This window comes from Halomarina pelagica (genome assembly GCF_024228315.1).
GTDB classification, from domain to species: domain Archaea; phylum Halobacteriota; class Halobacteria; order Halobacteriales; family Haloarculaceae; genus Halomarina; species Halomarina pelagica.
Genome location: NZ_CP100454.1, coordinates 3,051,197 through 3,065,698 on the forward strand (window position 1 = coordinate 3,051,197; position 14,502 = coordinate 3,065,698).

17 protein-coding genes are annotated in these 14,502 nt (G+C 62.8%); 3 read left to right on the forward strand and 14 right to left on the reverse strand.

The features are described 5' to 3' along the window. The first annotated feature begins 20 nt into the window (after window positions 1-20). From NKI68_RS15830 to NKI68_RS15840, 3 genes are read left to right on the forward strand one after another with little or no spacing between them, the layout of a single operon-like run. Entirely contained in the window at window positions 21-602 is a 582-nt protein-coding gene (locus tag NKI68_RS15830; protein ID WP_254544078.1) for a PD-(D/E)XK family putative nuclease, read from the forward strand. Further along, on the forward strand, window positions 599-1,135 hold the full coding sequence (locus NKI68_RS15835) for a DUF8129 domain-containing protein (protein WP_254544079.1): 537 nt from the start codon (window positions 599-601) through the stop codon (window positions 1,133-1,135). Before NKI68_RS15830 ends, NKI68_RS15835 begins: the two co-directional genes overlap by 4 nt. Further along, a complete protein-coding gene (locus tag NKI68_RS15840) occupies window positions 1,128-3,203 on the forward strand; it encodes a DUF7845 domain-containing protein (RefSeq protein ID WP_254544081.1) in 2,076 nt (691 codons plus the stop codon). The genes NKI68_RS15835 and NKI68_RS15840 overlap by 8 nt, the downstream gene beginning before the upstream one ends. A 609-nt stretch (window positions 3,204-3,812) precedes the next feature. Here the strand turns inward: NKI68_RS15840 and NKI68_RS15845 are convergent. The 14 genes from NKI68_RS15845 to NKI68_RS15905 all read right to left on the reverse strand — a co-directional run bounded on the left by NKI68_RS15845 (window position 3,813) and on the right by NKI68_RS15905 (window position 14,439). Further along, window positions 3,813-4,007 (reverse strand): DUF1328 family protein, encoded by a 195-nt coding sequence (locus NKI68_RS15845; protein WP_254544082.1) that lies wholly within the window; start codon window positions 4,005-4,007, stop codon window positions 3,813-3,815. A gap of 1,088 nt (window positions 4,008-5,095) precedes the next feature. Beyond that, on the reverse strand, window positions 5,096-5,425 hold the full coding sequence (locus NKI68_RS15850; RefSeq protein WP_254544083.1) for a hypothetical protein: 330 nt from the start codon (window positions 5,423-5,425) through the stop codon (window positions 5,096-5,098). A 21-nt stretch (window positions 5,426-5,446) separates the two neighbouring features. Next, a complete protein-coding gene (locus NKI68_RS15855) occupies window positions 5,447-5,989 on the reverse strand; it encodes a DUF3267 domain-containing protein (protein ID WP_254544085.1) in 543 nt (180 codons plus the stop codon). Between the two features lie 2 nt (window positions 5,990-5,991). Then, a complete protein-coding gene (locus NKI68_RS15860) occupies window positions 5,992-6,309 on the reverse strand; it encodes a cytochrome c oxidase assembly protein COX16 (RefSeq protein WP_254544086.1) in 318 nt (105 codons plus the stop codon). Then, window positions 6,306-6,671, reverse strand: a complete 366-nt coding sequence (locus NKI68_RS15865) for a hypothetical protein (RefSeq protein ID WP_254544087.1) — start codon at window positions 6,669-6,671, stop codon at window positions 6,306-6,308. The genes NKI68_RS15860 and NKI68_RS15865 overlap by 4 nt, the downstream gene beginning before the upstream one ends. Before the next feature lie 6 nt (window positions 6,672-6,677). Beyond that, window positions 6,678-9,074 (reverse strand): autotransporter outer membrane beta-barrel domain-containing protein, encoded by a 2,397-nt coding sequence (locus NKI68_RS15870; protein ID WP_254544088.1) that lies wholly within the window; start codon window positions 9,072-9,074, stop codon window positions 6,678-6,680. Further along, complete coding sequence (locus NKI68_RS23605) at window positions 9,067-9,195, reverse strand: hypothetical protein (RefSeq protein ID WP_256562636.1); 129 nt, start codon at window positions 9,193-9,195, stop codon at window positions 9,067-9,069. The genes NKI68_RS15870 and NKI68_RS23605 overlap by 8 nt, the downstream gene beginning before the upstream one ends. Continuing rightward, window positions 9,192-9,461, reverse strand: a complete 270-nt coding sequence (locus NKI68_RS15875; RefSeq protein WP_254544089.1) for a hypothetical protein — start codon at window positions 9,459-9,461, stop codon at window positions 9,192-9,194. The genes NKI68_RS23605 and NKI68_RS15875 overlap by 4 nt, the downstream gene beginning before the upstream one ends. Beyond that, window positions 9,461-9,712 carry a hypothetical protein gene (locus tag NKI68_RS15880; RefSeq protein WP_254544090.1) on the reverse strand — a complete coding sequence of 84 codons (252 nt, stop codon included), beginning with the start codon at window positions 9,710-9,712 and terminating at the stop codon, window positions 9,461-9,463. The genes NKI68_RS15875 and NKI68_RS15880 overlap by 1 nt, the downstream gene beginning before the upstream one ends. Then, window positions 9,712-12,441, reverse strand: coding sequence for a hypothetical protein (locus NKI68_RS15885; protein WP_254544091.1), 2,730 nt, complete (start codon window positions 12,439-12,441; stop codon window positions 9,712-9,714). Before NKI68_RS15885 ends, NKI68_RS15880 begins: the two co-directional genes overlap by 1 nt. Then, window positions 12,442-13,242, reverse strand: a complete 801-nt coding sequence (locus NKI68_RS15890) for a hypothetical protein (RefSeq protein WP_254544092.1) — start codon at window positions 13,240-13,242, stop codon at window positions 12,442-12,444. Next, entirely contained in the window at window positions 13,239-13,562 is a 324-nt protein-coding gene (locus NKI68_RS15895; protein WP_254544093.1) for a hypothetical protein, read from the reverse strand. Before NKI68_RS15895 ends, NKI68_RS15890 begins: the two co-directional genes overlap by 4 nt. Continuing rightward, window positions 13,559-13,990 carry a hypothetical protein gene (locus NKI68_RS15900; protein WP_254544094.1) on the reverse strand — a complete coding sequence of 144 codons (432 nt, stop codon included), beginning with the start codon at window positions 13,988-13,990 and terminating at the stop codon, window positions 13,559-13,561. The genes NKI68_RS15895 and NKI68_RS15900 overlap by 4 nt, the downstream gene beginning before the upstream one ends. Continuing rightward, entirely contained in the window at window positions 13,987-14,439 is a 453-nt protein-coding gene (locus tag NKI68_RS15905) for a hypothetical protein (RefSeq protein WP_254544095.1), read from the reverse strand. Before NKI68_RS15905 ends, NKI68_RS15900 begins: the two co-directional genes overlap by 4 nt. Between the last annotated feature and the right edge of the window lie 63 nt (window positions 14,440-14,502).

Below are 14,502 nucleotides of genomic sequence, written 5' to 3' on the forward strand. Positions count from 1 at the left end.
TATCTCCCAGGAGGTGACCGATGAGCGCCGAGAGCGATGCCAGCGAGCGCATCGACGTCTCGGTCGGCGATAACGAGACGCTCGGGACTATCGTCGAGGCTACCGTGCGCGAGCGCTTCGCGCTGGCGGACGTCAGCGCCGACTCCGGCGTTCCTGCGGACGCCCTCGCGACGCACGATCTCCGCGTTCACCAGAACGGCGAGAACCCACCCGTGCTCGTCGTTCGTGAGGGGACGCCCATCGAAGTCAAGGCGACCCGCGAGTGGGTCAGCAACGGCGGAAGCGCTCGGACGCGCGGCCGCGTGTGGATCAACGCCGCTACCCACGCCCAGCTCGTCGCGAGCGCCGGGTGGTACGCCGTCGCGGTGTACGAGCCGGTGGTCGGTGACGACGAGGACGACCTCGACGTCGAGGTCCTTGCGGTGCGCCTACTTCCGGCCGTCCTTCTGGATGATCTCCTCGACGAGCCGACAAACTGTGGTCCGAAACACGACATCGAGGCCGCCTACCGCCTCGCCTGGCCGCACGTCATTGACCCCGATCAGGTCGACGATCGGTGCGACGTACGGCGGGTGACCGTCGATCGTGAGGTGGGACGATGACCCGTCGCCGCCGCATCGAGGTTCCCAGTTATCCCGACATCGAGGAGGCGGTCGGCTACAACCCTGCCAGGTTCCTAAAAACGCGCTCTCGCGACGGTCTGGAGAAACACGGTGGTGACACCACCGAACTACACCTCGCCATCTGCGTCATCCGGGGGATCGACGACCTCGGTACCATCAACGCGTGGATCCAGGTCGAGCGCGATCTGTTCGACGGCGGACGCGACCACGTGATGAAGCTTCTGGAGCATCGCCGCGAGATCATCCTCGATCGACTTCGCGACGAGCAGGCCCAGGAGCGCGAGAAGGCCTCCGAGCGCGGACGTTCATCCTCCTCGAGGAGAGAGTCACCTGAACAGGCGGAACGAGAGAGCGGGCGAACTGTGGCCGCTGACGGTGGCGCACTCGATGAGCCGGTCTGTCCTGACTGTACGAGTGCCGTCGAAGCGGAAACCGTCGACGAGCAGCGTGGCTGGTGGTGTCCCGAGTGTACGTCGTTCGTGAGGCCCCTGGAGGTGAGCGACGGTGCCTGAGCGTCACCACGCCGGTGACGGCCGGGACGTTTCGATGGACGACGTCCTCCAAGAGGACGAGGCCGCCCGTGCTCGCGAGGACGTCCTCATGCGCCTCGCGATGGACGGCGACGAGCGGAACGACCAGCTCGTCGAGGACCGTGCAGCTGCCGAGGCTGACGAGCCGGTGCGGGCGACGATCGCCCCCGCCGATGTCCACGCCGCGGCCTGTCGCTGGTGTCGCGAGGAGTTCGAGGACGCCGTCGGAGAGGCCGCGCACGTCTGTCAGGAGCGCATCATCGCCGAGGCGAGTACCTTCGAGGCCGGTCAGACGCTTCTCCGGCCTGCCGTTCACGAGTTCGGCGCGCACGCCCTGTTCTCGCACCCCCGCGACGGCCTCTCGCCGTACTTCGCGGTCGTCAAGGAGTGGGACCAGTGTCTCGGTGAGGTCGAAGAGAGCGACGACCAGGACGACACGCCCGGTACGATCGTCGCACAGTCGGACTCGATCGGCACCTTCGAGGCCTGCGGTGAGACGTGGGAACTCAATCACGAGGAACGGAAGCAGAAGGCGTGGGACGGCAAGATCGCGATGCGCGAGAGCGACGTCGGTGAACGATTCCGGGAGGTGCAGATCGGTGTTCGGGCGGTCGACGACGTCGGACGGAAGCGCATCACCTACCAGTTCCGTCCCTCATTGCCGGACGCGCGCCACGTCGAGACCGGTGAGCGCATCAAATCGATGCCGGAGGACCTCCCCGAGGGCATCCGCGTACAGATCAGCAGCGCGAACGTCGAACCGGAGGAGACGCTGACCGTCCTCCGGGCGCTGATGGATCAGATGGGTATCCGGCGGAGCTACTTCGCCGATCGGAAGCTTCAGCCCAACAGCCGTGTCTACAACCTCGCCGTCTACGCGCGAGTCCGACGCGCGATCTCCGAGTCGAATCTGGTGAACCACGATGGACTGCTCGACCGGCTCGCCGAGCTGTCGAGCCAGCGGCGTGGGAAGGGTGAGTACAAGTGGGACAACGAGGAGATCGTCGGCCACCGCAATGCGGTCGCGATGACGCCCGAGTCCCTCGAGAAGTTCTACGGCGAGCACACCGTCGGGAAGCTTCTCAAGGTCTACCACATGAAGCACGTCGAGAAACAGCACTCCGGCGCGCCGACGTTTCACCCGAAGGTCGAAGTGCAGCACTCGAAGCGCTACAGCCCCTACGACGTCGAGAGCGTCCCGTGGGTAGCCGATCCCGACGCTGATGAAGAGGACGGTGAGCAGTTCGTCCTCGACGACCTCCTTGAGGAGTTAACGGGATACCTCCAGAACGCGCTGCACTGGGCGGGCCTGCCCACCTGGGCCGACGACACTGTCTACATTGAGGACGCGTATTGGACGCCCGAGACGGACGTCGTCGAGGAGGCCGACTCACCCCTCGTCTCTGACCCGACCGATCAGCTTCGGGAGACTGAGGAGGAACTCGTACGCGCCCACTACGCTCGCGAAGACGCCACTCCCGGGGAGCGGGCAGTCCTTCGGTCGGTGACTGACGGTGGTCGCGCGATGCACTACGAGGAACTCGCCGCCGAGAGTGGGACCTCGAAGTCGACGGTCTACCGTGCTATCCAGCGCTTCGACGGGCTCTTCACGAAGCTCGGAGACGGCCGCGTCGACCTCGCTGACGGCGTCATCCGTGACAAGCTGACGGACCTCTTCGTCGCTCTCGAGGATCGCATCGAGTGGATCGAGAGGGGAATCCGTCAGCTCGCCAGCGATACCGCGCTCCTCGAGGAGGACTCGGCGCTCGCGAAGTGGGCGCGCCGTCACGGGGCTGTCCTGAAGGAGGACTACGAGGGCGATCTTTCGGTACAGCTCACCGGCCGCCACTCCGAGCACAAGGTGCGCCAGCTCCTCCGGTCGGGCTACATGGCCGCACGTGCGACCGGCGCGCAGACCGCCGATGCGTTCATCGACGCCGCGTTCTCGTGGACGCTTCGCGACGGATCGACGAAGGTCGGTCAGCGTCCCATCGTTCGCGAGACGGGCGTCGTGAAGGTCCTCGGATCGAGCGTCGAATTCGTGCCGTAGCGGCACGCCAACTGAGTGGCAACACTCTCTGATCGCTCTGTCTTTTATATACTCAATATCGTGAGTGTCATCTATTCATAGGTTTCGGATGGGCTCGCGAGAGCGCAGTCCGATCGTCGATGGAGGCCTTGCCCAGGGAGTGGGAGGGACCCCTTAGGGAGTGTGCCTAAGAGCACAAAGCGAAACAAACAACCGCACCGCCTTGTCCGTCGAGATGAAGCAGCCGAAACAGAGGTGGATTCTTCTGCTAAGCTATTTCCTACAGCCGCGTCGAGATGGCGGGAGAATTAGGGGGAAGCATAACTCGCTTTCCCTTCTTCTTCGCTCATCTTTATCCAATAGACTCGTGAATAGGGGAGGTGGAGATAACTACCGTTATTCCGTTTAATTCGGACCCCATCTACCTTCCCAGAATCAGAGATATTCTTAGCGTCTACCTCTTCTTCGATTACCCCGTTCGGACCTTCATGAGCGATTTCAGCCATGCACTCTATACGGAGGCGCACTTCAATAAGCCACTCCCGTACTTGTTTTCTAAACTACGCGAATACCTCTATTAGATGGTGTCTCTATCTTAATTTTAGGTCCGAGTCGCAAATCGACGACAAGTTAGAGAATAAACGAGATAATCGCTAGTACGATGAAAATAATAATAAGAATGTAGGCAATCCTCATCGAGAACCCCGCAATTCCTCGCGCACCGACAAAGTATGCGATGATTGCAAGAATGATAAAGATCACTGCGAGAGAGGCAAATTCACCTCCACCGAATTGGAGTATAGTTCCAACTACAGCCAGACTCATCGCTCACCCCTCCTCAGCGCGGGAAATGCCCATTGTCTCTTCTGGTAATTCCTTGTAAACTGGCTTTTTTCACGGGCCATGGGTGTATGATAACCGCCAGAGGAGAACAACATGTCGATACATAGGACAGAAGGTAGGACGTAGCGTGTAGCAAGCATGTACGTTGAACGAACATATCGATATTTAATAATAATGTCTTCTACGGCACCCTCCTTCTCTCGATAAAATCCGATAATACTGTCATTCTTCGAAAATTTGTACAATAATGGCCACATCTAGCCGAAAGGCTAACAAGTGTGGGGTTAATCTCTCGCTTTGAGGGCGAAAGCACCGTACTCAAAACCGAATGCAGGGCCTCGGTTTAGCCCGAAATCATCAATCGGATTAAATCAGGCCCAGTATCACCACAGGTGGGGAGTAGGGGAACAACGGGTAGCGGGCAATTCGCCCTCATGCGCGCCAACGCAGAGCTTTTACCCAAATAGTGGTTCGTGTGCGATTCCTAATCGCACCTCTCCTCTGGAATTGCTGCCCGTTTACCGCGACCGACAGATGTCTGCCACGACCCCTGGTCCTGTCAGTTCCCGCCACTATAATAGCGTTTTCGATTGGAAATTTACCCATTCCTAAAACCAAATCAGACCATAGTCGGAAATAGAATATTCGTAACATGTATTCGATCACCGAGACACACTCATTGACTGGTCAATAATACTATACTAGTACTCAATATCTGACCGTCTTGATGGTGCGCCACCTAGGAGGTGATTTATCTGAGGGTGACCACTCGTCGAAGAATAGTGTATGACCGATTAGGACAACCTGATCCTGAGTTCCTTCTTAATATTGTACTACCCGTTGATCGCCGCGCTGTATTAGAATATTGAGGAGGTGTCAGATGAACACTAGTCAGTATTGACGATGTGGCATCGACTCGGCGACTCGGCGCAATCAGGTTAGTCGAGATGATCTAGTGAATACCGGATATCGACAGATCACCGAGAAGGAACTCTAATACCTTCCTACTGAGGCACCATTCTGAAGGGCGTGTCGCCGTTCCTGTAGTCTCTGCCTAAAGAAATGGTTCCTTAGCGGTAAACTGTTGGTGAGGTCCTCCTTTCTCGGATATACTCACGGATAGCACCGTAGATCTTTACTAGCGGGTAGGAGAGAAAGACGAAGGCGATCGACACCATCGCGGCTCCAGCGATACCGTCTTGCTCGGTGAACGGATCGCCGAGCAGATAGTAGAGCACTTCGACGGGAATGAACTCGGGCGGGGCGGACGAGAGAACCAGAAAGAGAACGTTGGTGAGAAGCCCCGCAAAGAATCCGAGTATGCTTAGGAGGACGAATAACTCCCACAGTCCGTGTTTCGCCTGTCGGAAGAGGTACCGCCACGAGTAGCGTCGACGCATGTTCTTATCCCGGTACTACTCCTACTCGTGAATATGTGTGTCGGCGAGGGGTGGCTCGTCGGTGACCAGCGTCAGCGCGACCGTACCCATCCCAACGACGAGCACGATCGTGCCGGCGATGCCACCGAAGACGTACCCGACGGGGATCGCGAGCAGGCCAGCCCACAGTTTGTACAGAGGCGTCCGGTTGATCGCCGGTTCGTCGTCGACCGTGTCGTCGGGCGTCACGTACGTCGGTTTATAATCCGAGAAGTCGCCGCCGATCGTATAGACCGACCAGGCGATGAACAAGAGCGCGGTGTCGAGCTCGAGCGGTGGGGTCGCGCCCACCGCGAGCGCGATCAATCCCCCAAACAGCCCAACGAATAACGGGGATAGGCCGACAAAGCGGTCGACCCATTTCGACGTATCTGGTTCTAGAGTTGTATAGACATCGAGTCGCCACCAATCCACACCAACCCGTTTCGCGAAGGGGTAGGCCGCCGCGACGTGCGTCAACTCATGCGCGACGGCCGCACCGACGATCGAGATCGCGCCCACCGCCGCCGTCTCGATCCCGACCACGATTACACCCCATCCCGTGCACGGATGATGAGCATGTAGCCGAATCCGGTGACGACGAGCATCAGCAACACGACCAGCAGACTCCCGACGGTGGGGGGTGCCGCGGCGATCGTGAAGCCGCCGACGAGGACGATCATGACGATCGGGATGATCGCTTTCCCACTGTATGCGTAGTAGCTCAGGCCCACCGAGCCGAAGACGATGAGCGCGAACAGCGGCAGTCCCAGCGTATCGATGTACGGCCCCGTTGCGGCGTCCCAGAACTTGCCCGACATCCACTGGTCGGCGTAGCTCTGCGCGAGCAGCGTGCGCAGGCTCATGTGAGCGACCTCCCGGAGAGGACCTGTAACAGGTCCAATCCGACGATGAAGTACAGCGGGGCGAAGATGAACGCGACGAGCGCCCCTGGCACCCCGAGGTTCGACAACATGAGCGGCCCGGCGATGACGATCGAGAAGACGCCGACGAGGACGCTCGCCGCGCTGATAATCCCCGCGATGAAGTTATCGAGCGCGGAGCGGTCGGTGCTCACGCTCTGCAAGTTTTGTTCGGACTGTTCGATCTGCTCGTCGCCGCCGACTGTGGGCGAGACTCCGAGCGCGGGGGCGATGCCGGTGCCGCTCAGGAGCGTCGCCGAGGCGTTCAGCAGGACGAGGAAGATGACGATGTTGGTGCTTCGCATGATGAATCACACTCCAATCGGATCGCTTCTCCCGTGGGCGTAGATCACGGCCAGTCCGAGCGCGATCAGGATGAACAGTGCCGAGATCTCCGCTGGCAGCCAGTCGACGAACCAGAAGACGCCCGCGAGACACGGGAGGATAACCGCGCCCGCCGCGGCGTTACTCCGGGAGAACAGCCCGGCGACGACGAACAGTGTCGCGACCGAGATCGTGTGTTTCCAGAACGGTGAGAGCGGCACGCCGGGGCTGTACTTCCCCGCGCCGATCGGGACGGTCGCAGTTTTCGTCTCGCCACCTCGGGTGATCTCGAAGTCGGCCATCCAGGTGGTGTTGGCTTCGCTCGCCGAGAGTGGGAGCGTCGCCGAAAAGTTCCCAAGGGTCTGCTCGGTCGTCGAGTACAGCACGTTGCTGGGGTTGTTCCGCTCGTAGACCGTCACGGTCAGCTCGTCGGTGAGGTCTTTCGGATCGACGTACGTGACGCGAATCGTCTCCGGATCGTCGTCGATGTACGTCGCCGAGTACGAGTACGTCGCGTTCTCGGTCGTCTCGTCGATGGTAAACTCGAGCGTCCCCACCTCGAGGGGGACGACACCGGCGGTGTTCGCAGTGTACGTGCCGAGAACGCGTGTGTCGCCCGCCTCTGACTGGATAACGAGGCGGTATCGGGCGTCCTCTTCGAGGACGACCGGAAAAGCCCCACTTGCGCCGAAGTAGTCACCGGCGACGGTCTGGTACCCGAGGGTGCTCGAGTTGGTGACGGCGACGGCGCGCTTGACGTACAGCCGTGTGTTCTCGGCGTCGTAGCGCCCGGTGTTGTCCTCGAGGACGAACTCGTTTTCAACACTCGCCGCGCTGGTGTTCAGCAGGTAGACGTCGGCCTGGTCGAGTAGCGAGTCGATGATGACGCGGCGGGTGTGCCAGCCCGCGGACTCGACGACGACGATAAAGCGCTCGTCGGTCGGCAACCCGGTCATGGAGACGGTGCCGTCACTCGTCGAGCGGGTATAGACGGTCTCGTCACCGAAGAACTGCACGTCAATCGTTGCGTTACTGATGAGGTCGCCGCTCCGTTCGGCGCGTACCTCGAGGGTCGCTGGCGCGGTGAACGAGAACGTGTCTGAGGTCGCCGTGTGGCCGTAGGTATCGGTGAGCTCGACGTGCCAGGTGTGAGTCCCGCCGGTCAGTCCGTCGACGGTGATCGACTTCGTCCCGCCACTGGTGTGGGTCGTTGTCTCGATGAGTTGGCCGTCGAGATACCAGTCGGCGGTCACGGTGTCGCTGCTTGCGGTAAAATCAGCGTCGTCGATGGCGATCGAGAGGTTCGAGGTCTGCGCGAACGCGCCCCCGCTGGGGGTGGCGGTACTGTTGTCGACGGTCGGGGCGCTGGTCTGTGCGGTGAGCCCCTCGCTATGGATCTCGACAGTGCCGCCGGGCTGCGCGACGCCGTCAATGTGGAGGCGCCAGCGGTCGTAATTCGCCGCCGAGAGATCCGTCGTCTTCGTGCCGCTGGTCGTGTAGGTCGTTGAGTTGACGCTCGTCCACGATCCGCTGCCGCTATCGTAGCCTTCCCAGGTGACGGTCGCAGTGCCATCGATGAGCGTGAGATCGACCTGCCCTGTCTGCGGATTCTCGACCGTGTACTCGGCTGACGTGTACTCGCCACTGCCGCCGCTGAGCGTGAAGTTGTCCATCGGGACGCTCGCGCCGGTGTTCGAGAATGCCTCGAGGCGGATGCCCTCACCGCTGTACGTCGTGTCGGTCGTGCTGACCTGCGCGACCTGCGAGCCATCTTTGTAGGCGGTGGCGATGATCGTGCCGTCGGTCTGCCACTCGATCTCTATCCGGTGTTGCGCGCTCGCAAAATCGTACGTGGTACTCGCGAGCGTCGTCTCCGCACCGTTGTCGTTCTGCCGGATCCGTAGTTCGTTCGCGCCGTCGTTGAGCTGGATGTAGTACCCGGAATCAATATCGGTGTAGCCGAAGCCGACTTTCGCGACGGCCTCCTGCGGGTCGACTTCGATGCTTGCCGTCTCCCCCTGTGAGAAGTAGGTAGACAGACCGTCTCCGGAAGCAGAATAGACATATTGGGTCCGACAGCCGCCCGACGAACAGGTGTTGAGGAACAACTCGCCGCCACTCACAAAGGCGTCTCCCGAAACCGTCGAATACTCCGAGAGATCGTTATCGTTGAAATCGTCGATTACCGGTTGCTCAGTAACGAGCGACGCACTCTCACCAGTCCCCTCGATGGTGAATCCGGTGGTCGTCCCCTGCTGAAAGTCGCTGTCGGTGGTGTGCTCGGCGACGAGTGTCGTGTGAGATGCACTGACGGGCGGGACGCCCGCGAACACGAGCAGCCCGGTAACGACGAGTACGAGCGCGCGCGTCCGACGGCTACTCATCGACGACCCCCACGCCAAGACGCTTCAACGCCTCGCGACTCTCTTCGGGGAGCGCGTCGCGCAGTTCAAGCTCGTCCGGCCCACGGCCGCGCTCCCGGTAGTACCGTCGGCGCTCCGTCATGGGCCCCCCGATAGGAACCGCTCTAACCGGATGGCGTACACGAACACGTAGAGGATGCCGGCGAAGCCGAACAGGAGCGGCCCCCACACGAGCATGATCGCCTGAATGTTCAGCGCAATACTCGGACTCACGGGTGAGTCGGGCGACTCGACGGCGTCGTTCTCCGCGACGACGTCGGTGACACGCTCGATCGCGGGCGCGACCCCCGCGAAGTACGCCCCGAGTGTGAACAACACGAGTACCATGACGATCATCGCTCGGAGCATTAGCGTCCACCTCGTGAGTCGAACACTGAGCCGGCGAGCAGTCCCAGCGCGGCGGCACAGGCGGCGAACAGCGGTCCCCACGTCCACATCTGTAAGGCCCAGCCGCGACCGGTCGCAGCGTTCTCAGTAGTGGTGACGTTCGCGGAGATCGCCATGAAGTCGCCGAACGCCCCGTTCAGGATCCCCCACAGAAATGCGAAACAGAGCATCCCGAAGCCGAAGGGCACCGCGATGCGATAGGCGAGTCCCATTAGAGTAACCCTCCGAAGGGGTCAGAATCACGCTTAGACGACTTCCCCCCTCTGCTATCGGTGTCGCCGAAGGCGTCTCCCAGTAGCTCCTCCGGCGTCGCGACGGGGTTGATGAACGCGCGCGTGAACGGGTCGTCAGCGTCGTCGATCGGCTCGTCGACGACCGCGCTTCCGCTCTCTGGTTCGAACGTGAAGGGTTCGGGCCGGACGGGCGTCTCCCACCGCGGCCGTGTCGGCGTCTCGAGTTTTCCCTCCGGTTCCCACCGGAACACTTGCTCGACAGGCTGATCGAGGCGCTGGTCGGTGTCGGAATCGAGGCGGAACGTCTGGTCCTGGTCGAATCCGGTATCCTGTCGAACGCCAAAGTCCTGATCGAGGCGCTCGAGGGTGTCTTCACCTGTCCGGAGGTCGAACCGTTGGTCGTAGCCTTCGAACAGCCCGCTCCCGGTGCGCTCATCGGTGTCGAGTGGGTCGGTGCTGATCTCTGCGCGGAGCGCCGTCTCTGCCTGACTCAGTCGGTTCCGCGGTGCGTCGAACTCGTCGAGTGCGTCGGTCCTTCCGGCGTCGAGTTCCGGGCGACCTGCGTCGTCGAACTCCCGTGCAAACGACCAGTCCTGTCCAACGGGCCCGGACGACCGGCCACGTCCGCCGCGGTACGGGCGGGTGTCGCGGTCGACTTCGAAGGCGTTGCGGTCGAGATACACCGCGTCCGGATCGAACGTCGGTCCCTCGGGGCGGCTCGGTTGCGACTGTGCCGGATCGACGTCACCGAGGAGTTCGCGCTGGACGGCCCGCTCCGCGTCGGCGAAGTTCCGGAGTTCGAACTGTGCCTGATCGAGCAGCTGCTCGCCGGGATCGATCTCACCGAGGGAGTCGAACGACTCGTCGAGTTCGACGGACGACCGGTCGCGTGGGACGAGGTCGAGCCGGCCGCTCTCGTCCGCGAGGAACTCGCTGATAGCTGTCCGCCCGCGAGCGGTGCCGGCGGAGAGGCGTGGGCGTGCGCCTTGGACGCGGCGGGCGGCCCCGAGCGCGAGTTCCTCGCCGGGCTGAATCGCGAACGAAAGCCCGCGTGCGCCCCGTGGGGAGACTTTGCTCAGGCCGCCGATCAGCCCGTAGGTCGCGCCGGCGGTCGCCCCGGCCCCGATACCGATGCCCGCTAACTCTGCCGCTCGCTTCCGGCTCTCGAACTCGAACGCGCGGCCGTCACCGGTCGGCTCGAGCAGTGAGTCGCGGAGTTGGCGGGCCGGCGTTGATCCGATCAGCGACTCGGCGTTCTCGGGGTTGATCTCGAAATATCGATCGAGTTGCCGCGACGCATACTGCCCGCCGGCGTCGAACACGTCTCCGGCTCGTTCCCCCGCCTCACCCTTCGTTGCGCCCTCGCCGATGTAGAGCGTCGGCTCGATCACCGCCTCGTCGAACATGCGCGCGGTCTGCGGCAGATTGACGAGTTCGACCACGCTACTCGTCGCCGTCCCTGCGGCTGTCCCGGCGAGCGTGTCCCGCCCGCCGAAGAAGCTCGCCACGGTGTCGCCCGCAGTTTGTGAGAACGTCTCAGAAAACCAGTCAGCTTTCTCTTGCACGTCCTCCTCGAGGGGGTCGCCGGTCAGCGGATTGGTCAGTGAGTAATCGCCTGCCTCTTCCGTCCGCTCGACGAGCACCTCGAATGCGTCGCTTCCGTCAGCTCGCTCGACGCTAATCTCGTCGCGCGTGAGGTCGTCGAACTCTGAGAGCAGGTCGTTCTCCGCTTGGAACTCGGCGAGGTCGCTCTCGAACTCGTCGGTCAGGTCGACCGAATAGGTCGTCTCACCGACGAGTCGCCCGCCGCGCCCTTTCGAGAGTTCCGTCTCCGCGCGCACGCGGAGGTCGTCGCTCGGATCGACGTCGATCCCGAACGTCTCCTCGAGGTCGGTCGCGACCGATGTCCGAACCTGCTGTTCGCGCTCACTCGGTGTCAGGGGGTCCGAGCGGTCCTGCCTCGTCTCCCCGGTGAGGTCGCCGAGTGCCTCGTCGAGCACGCTGACGCTGGTCGGGGTCCCCGACTCGTCCCGCTCGACGGCCAGGTCGTCCGTCGAGAGTCCCTCACGGCGCTTCGCGACTTGCTCGCGGATCTCCGCATTGGAGGGGTTGACGTCGAGTGCGTCGAGTCCGCTCGAGGTCAGCGCTGCCTTCAGCGTCTCGCCGGCCCGTTCGATGCGGACCTGGCTCGGCTCGAGGGCGGTCCCCGTTCGCTCGCGGATCGACGCCAGGACGTCGCGTTCGAACTGCCTGGCCTGTTCGGCGACGCCCCCGCTCCCTGCTTCGCTTCCCTGCACCTGGCGACGGAAGCTCTCGGAGGTCTCCTCGAGGCGCGCGAGCTGGTCCTGGCGCTCTGCCGCGAGCGCCTGGTCGTCGGCCTTCGTTTCGGTCGTGCGGGCTTCCTTCCGACGCTTGAGGCGGTCACGCGCGCGGTCGATCCGCTCTTGGACGGAGAGGTTAGCGAGTGAGCTATCGTCGTCACCGAAGTCAATCCCGTCCGAGGACTCGCGCTGTTGGTCCCGTGACTGCGTCTCGGTCTGCTCCGTCATGGACGCGTCGGCCTGCTGGGTGTCGTGGGTTGCGTCGCGCAGTTGCGCCCGCTGGTCGGCCGTAAAGCCGGCGTCACTCGCCTGCATCTGCTCCTGCTCTTGTTCACGCTCTCTCCGTCGCCGAGCGCGGCGGCGACGGGTGCCGTCGGTGAACGCCACTCAGACCACCCCCGCAGATAGCAGGAGCGGCTGGGTGGCCGTCTGCATGAGCGAGATCCCTCCCGAGATGGACCCACCGCCACCGCCGCCAGCGCTCACGCCGATGTAGCAGGCGATCGCGCCGGCCATGAACGCGGCGAGCAGCCCGACCTGCTGTTTCAGATCGCCGAACGTGCGATGTGCCTCAGCCGCCCGGCGGGCGTTATCGGCCGTCCGGCGGGGCGTCTCCGGCGTTCCCGCGTTCTTGAGCAGCGCGACGGTGTGCCGAACGTCGACGAGCGTGCGGCCGTTCGGGACGGTGGTGAAGGGGTTGACGAACTCGATGAGGCGGTTCTGCCCGGTGATCCGGCCGATCACGGAGCGCTCGCGCATGTCTTCGACCGATAGCGTCTCACCGCCAGCGAGTTCGCCGCCGTCGGTCATCGCGCCGTACTCTTCGGCGACCTTCGCGCTCACCGGGTTGACGATCGCCGAGGCGTCCTCGTAGGCGATGCCAAAGTTCTTGCCGAACAGCCGGCCCATCAGCCCCGACGGGTCCTCGTAGTAGTCCTGTTCGTCGTCCTCATCGCCCACGACGACGGCTTTCGCATCGTCGTCGTACTCGCCGGCCTCGAGGACGTACTCGCCAGTCCGGCGCTCGATGAGCAGCCACGTCTTGCCCATTCGAATCCCCGTCTTGACAAGTGCTTTCGCGAAGCTCCCGCGGATCGAGGCGGGAAGCGAGGGCGCGAGTGACAGGAGGACGATCGGGCCACAGACGACGCCGAGGCCGAAGACGGCCACGAGCATGAGCAGGCTCACTGCTCGAACACCTCCGGGTAGCCGCGCCGGAGATAGTTCCGGACGAGCGTCAGCGCCAGCGACAGGGCGATCGCGAGCAGCCCGCTGAGCAGGCCGAGGTCAAGGATAGTCATGACCGGGGTGAGGGTGCTCGTCGCCGCAAGCTCCGCGCGGAAGACGGTGAGCAGGATGAGCGTATTCGCGCCGAGGAGCGTCAGCGTCATGTACTGCACCCCGAGGTCGAACAGTCCCTCTGTTGAGAGGTCAGCCACCAGTTCCGCGACCGTCTCGCCGAACGACATCGTCTCCGCCTCGCTGTCGGGCGTGGATGTCGTTCTCATTCGTCCGCCACCTCGTTGTAACAGACGAGGTCATTCAGCTCGCGCGCGGCGAATATGATCGAGAGGAACAGGATGAACGACACGATCGCGATCGGTATCGTGACCGTTGGAGGGACAGGGGCCTCCAGGAGAGCGAACACCACCAGCGCATGCAGCCCGAGCGCGACCACGGCGGGTTCATCCGCGAGCCGTGCACCAATTGCGCCGAGTTCCCGCTCGGTGCGCTCGGCCGTCGTCAGTCCGTGCACCTCCTTTGCCTCGGGGTCGTACTCGATGTGCAGGACGTCGTCTTGTTTCGACCACTTCGAGATACGCCGTCGGATCACGAACTCGACGACCGGCCGGCCGAGCCGGGCGAGCAGTTCCGCGACCGTCTCGCCGAACGACATCCCCTCCGGATCGCTTCCTGGCGCGGTCGTCGTTCTCATGAGAACAGCCCTCCGAAGACGCCCCCACCGCCACGGCGCGTCTCTTCGACGCGACGGGTGGTGACCTGGTCGGCGATCTTGTCCTGCTGCCAGCCGTCGATCGACCGGCTAGCCCGGAAGAAGAACGCCATGAGCGTACTCTCGAGTTCGACCTTCTGCTTGTGCGTGAGCGCGTACCGACCGTCGGTGATGTCGTTGAGCAGCGCCCGTCGGAGGGTACCCTGGAGTTTCGAATCTTCCGGTGGGTGCATACACTCGACGTACTCGACGATGTTCCGAGCGAGGAACTTCGCCTCTTCCCGATCGGCGTTCTTGACCCGCCCGAGCAGGAAGTCCTGGCTTAGGAGGTTCTGAACCGCAACGGCTGTCTCACGGTTGATCCCCGTAGCGGTGAGTGCCTCGAGGAACTCCGCGGTTTTGAGTGCTTTTGGGTCGTTCGGTGCGGCCATGCTGAGCGCTCCGTTACTGACCGGGCGGCCGGCCTGCGGAGCGCCGTTTTTCGGTGATTGGTC

Coding starts and splice junctions, on each gene's coding strand:
- NKI68_RS15865 (WP_254544087.1), bottom strand. CDS start 6,671: ATGCGAAGCACCAACATCGTCATCTTCCTCGTCCTGCTGAACGCCTCG.
- NKI68_RS15850 (WP_254544083.1), bottom strand. CDS start 5,425: ATGCGTCGACGCTACTCGTGGCGGTACCTCTTCCGACAGGCGAAACAC.
- NKI68_RS15880 (WP_254544090.1), bottom strand. CDS start 9,712: ATGGGACTCGCCTATCGCATCGCGGTGCCCTTCGGCTTCGGGATGCTC.
- NKI68_RS23605 (WP_256562636.1), bottom strand. CDS start 9,195: ATGACGGAGCGCCGACGGTACTACCGGGAGCGCGGCCGTGGGCCGGAC.
- NKI68_RS15870 (WP_254544088.1), bottom strand. CDS start 9,074: ATGAGTAGCCGTCGGACGCGCGCGCTCGTACTCGTCGTTACCGGGCTG.
- NKI68_RS15875 (WP_254544089.1), bottom strand. CDS start 9,461: ATGCTCCGAGCGATGATCGTCATGGTACTCGTGTTGTTCACACTCGGG.
- NKI68_RS15830 (WP_254544078.1), top strand. CDS start 21: ATGAGCGCCGAGAGCGATGCCAGCGAGCGCATCGACGTCTCGGTCGGC.
- NKI68_RS15835 (WP_254544079.1), top strand. CDS start 599: ATGACCCGTCGCCGCCGCATCGAGGTTCCCAGTTATCCCGACATCGAG.
- NKI68_RS15860 (WP_254544086.1), bottom strand. CDS start 6,309: ATGAGCCTGCGCACGCTGCTCGCGCAGAGCTACGCCGACCAGTGGATG.
- NKI68_RS15905 (WP_254544095.1), bottom strand. CDS start 14,439: ATGGCCGCACCGAACGACCCAAAAGCACTCAAAACCGCGGAGTTCCTC.
- NKI68_RS15895 (WP_254544093.1), bottom strand. CDS start 13,562: ATGAGAACGACATCCACGCCCGACAGCGAGGCGGAGACGATGTCGTTC.
- NKI68_RS15845 (WP_254544082.1), bottom strand. CDS start 4,007: ATGAGTCTGGCTGTAGTTGGAACTATACTCCAATTCGGTGGAGGTGAA.
- NKI68_RS15900 (WP_254544094.1), bottom strand. CDS start 13,990: ATGAGAACGACGACCGCGCCAGGAAGCGATCCGGAGGGGATGTCGTTC.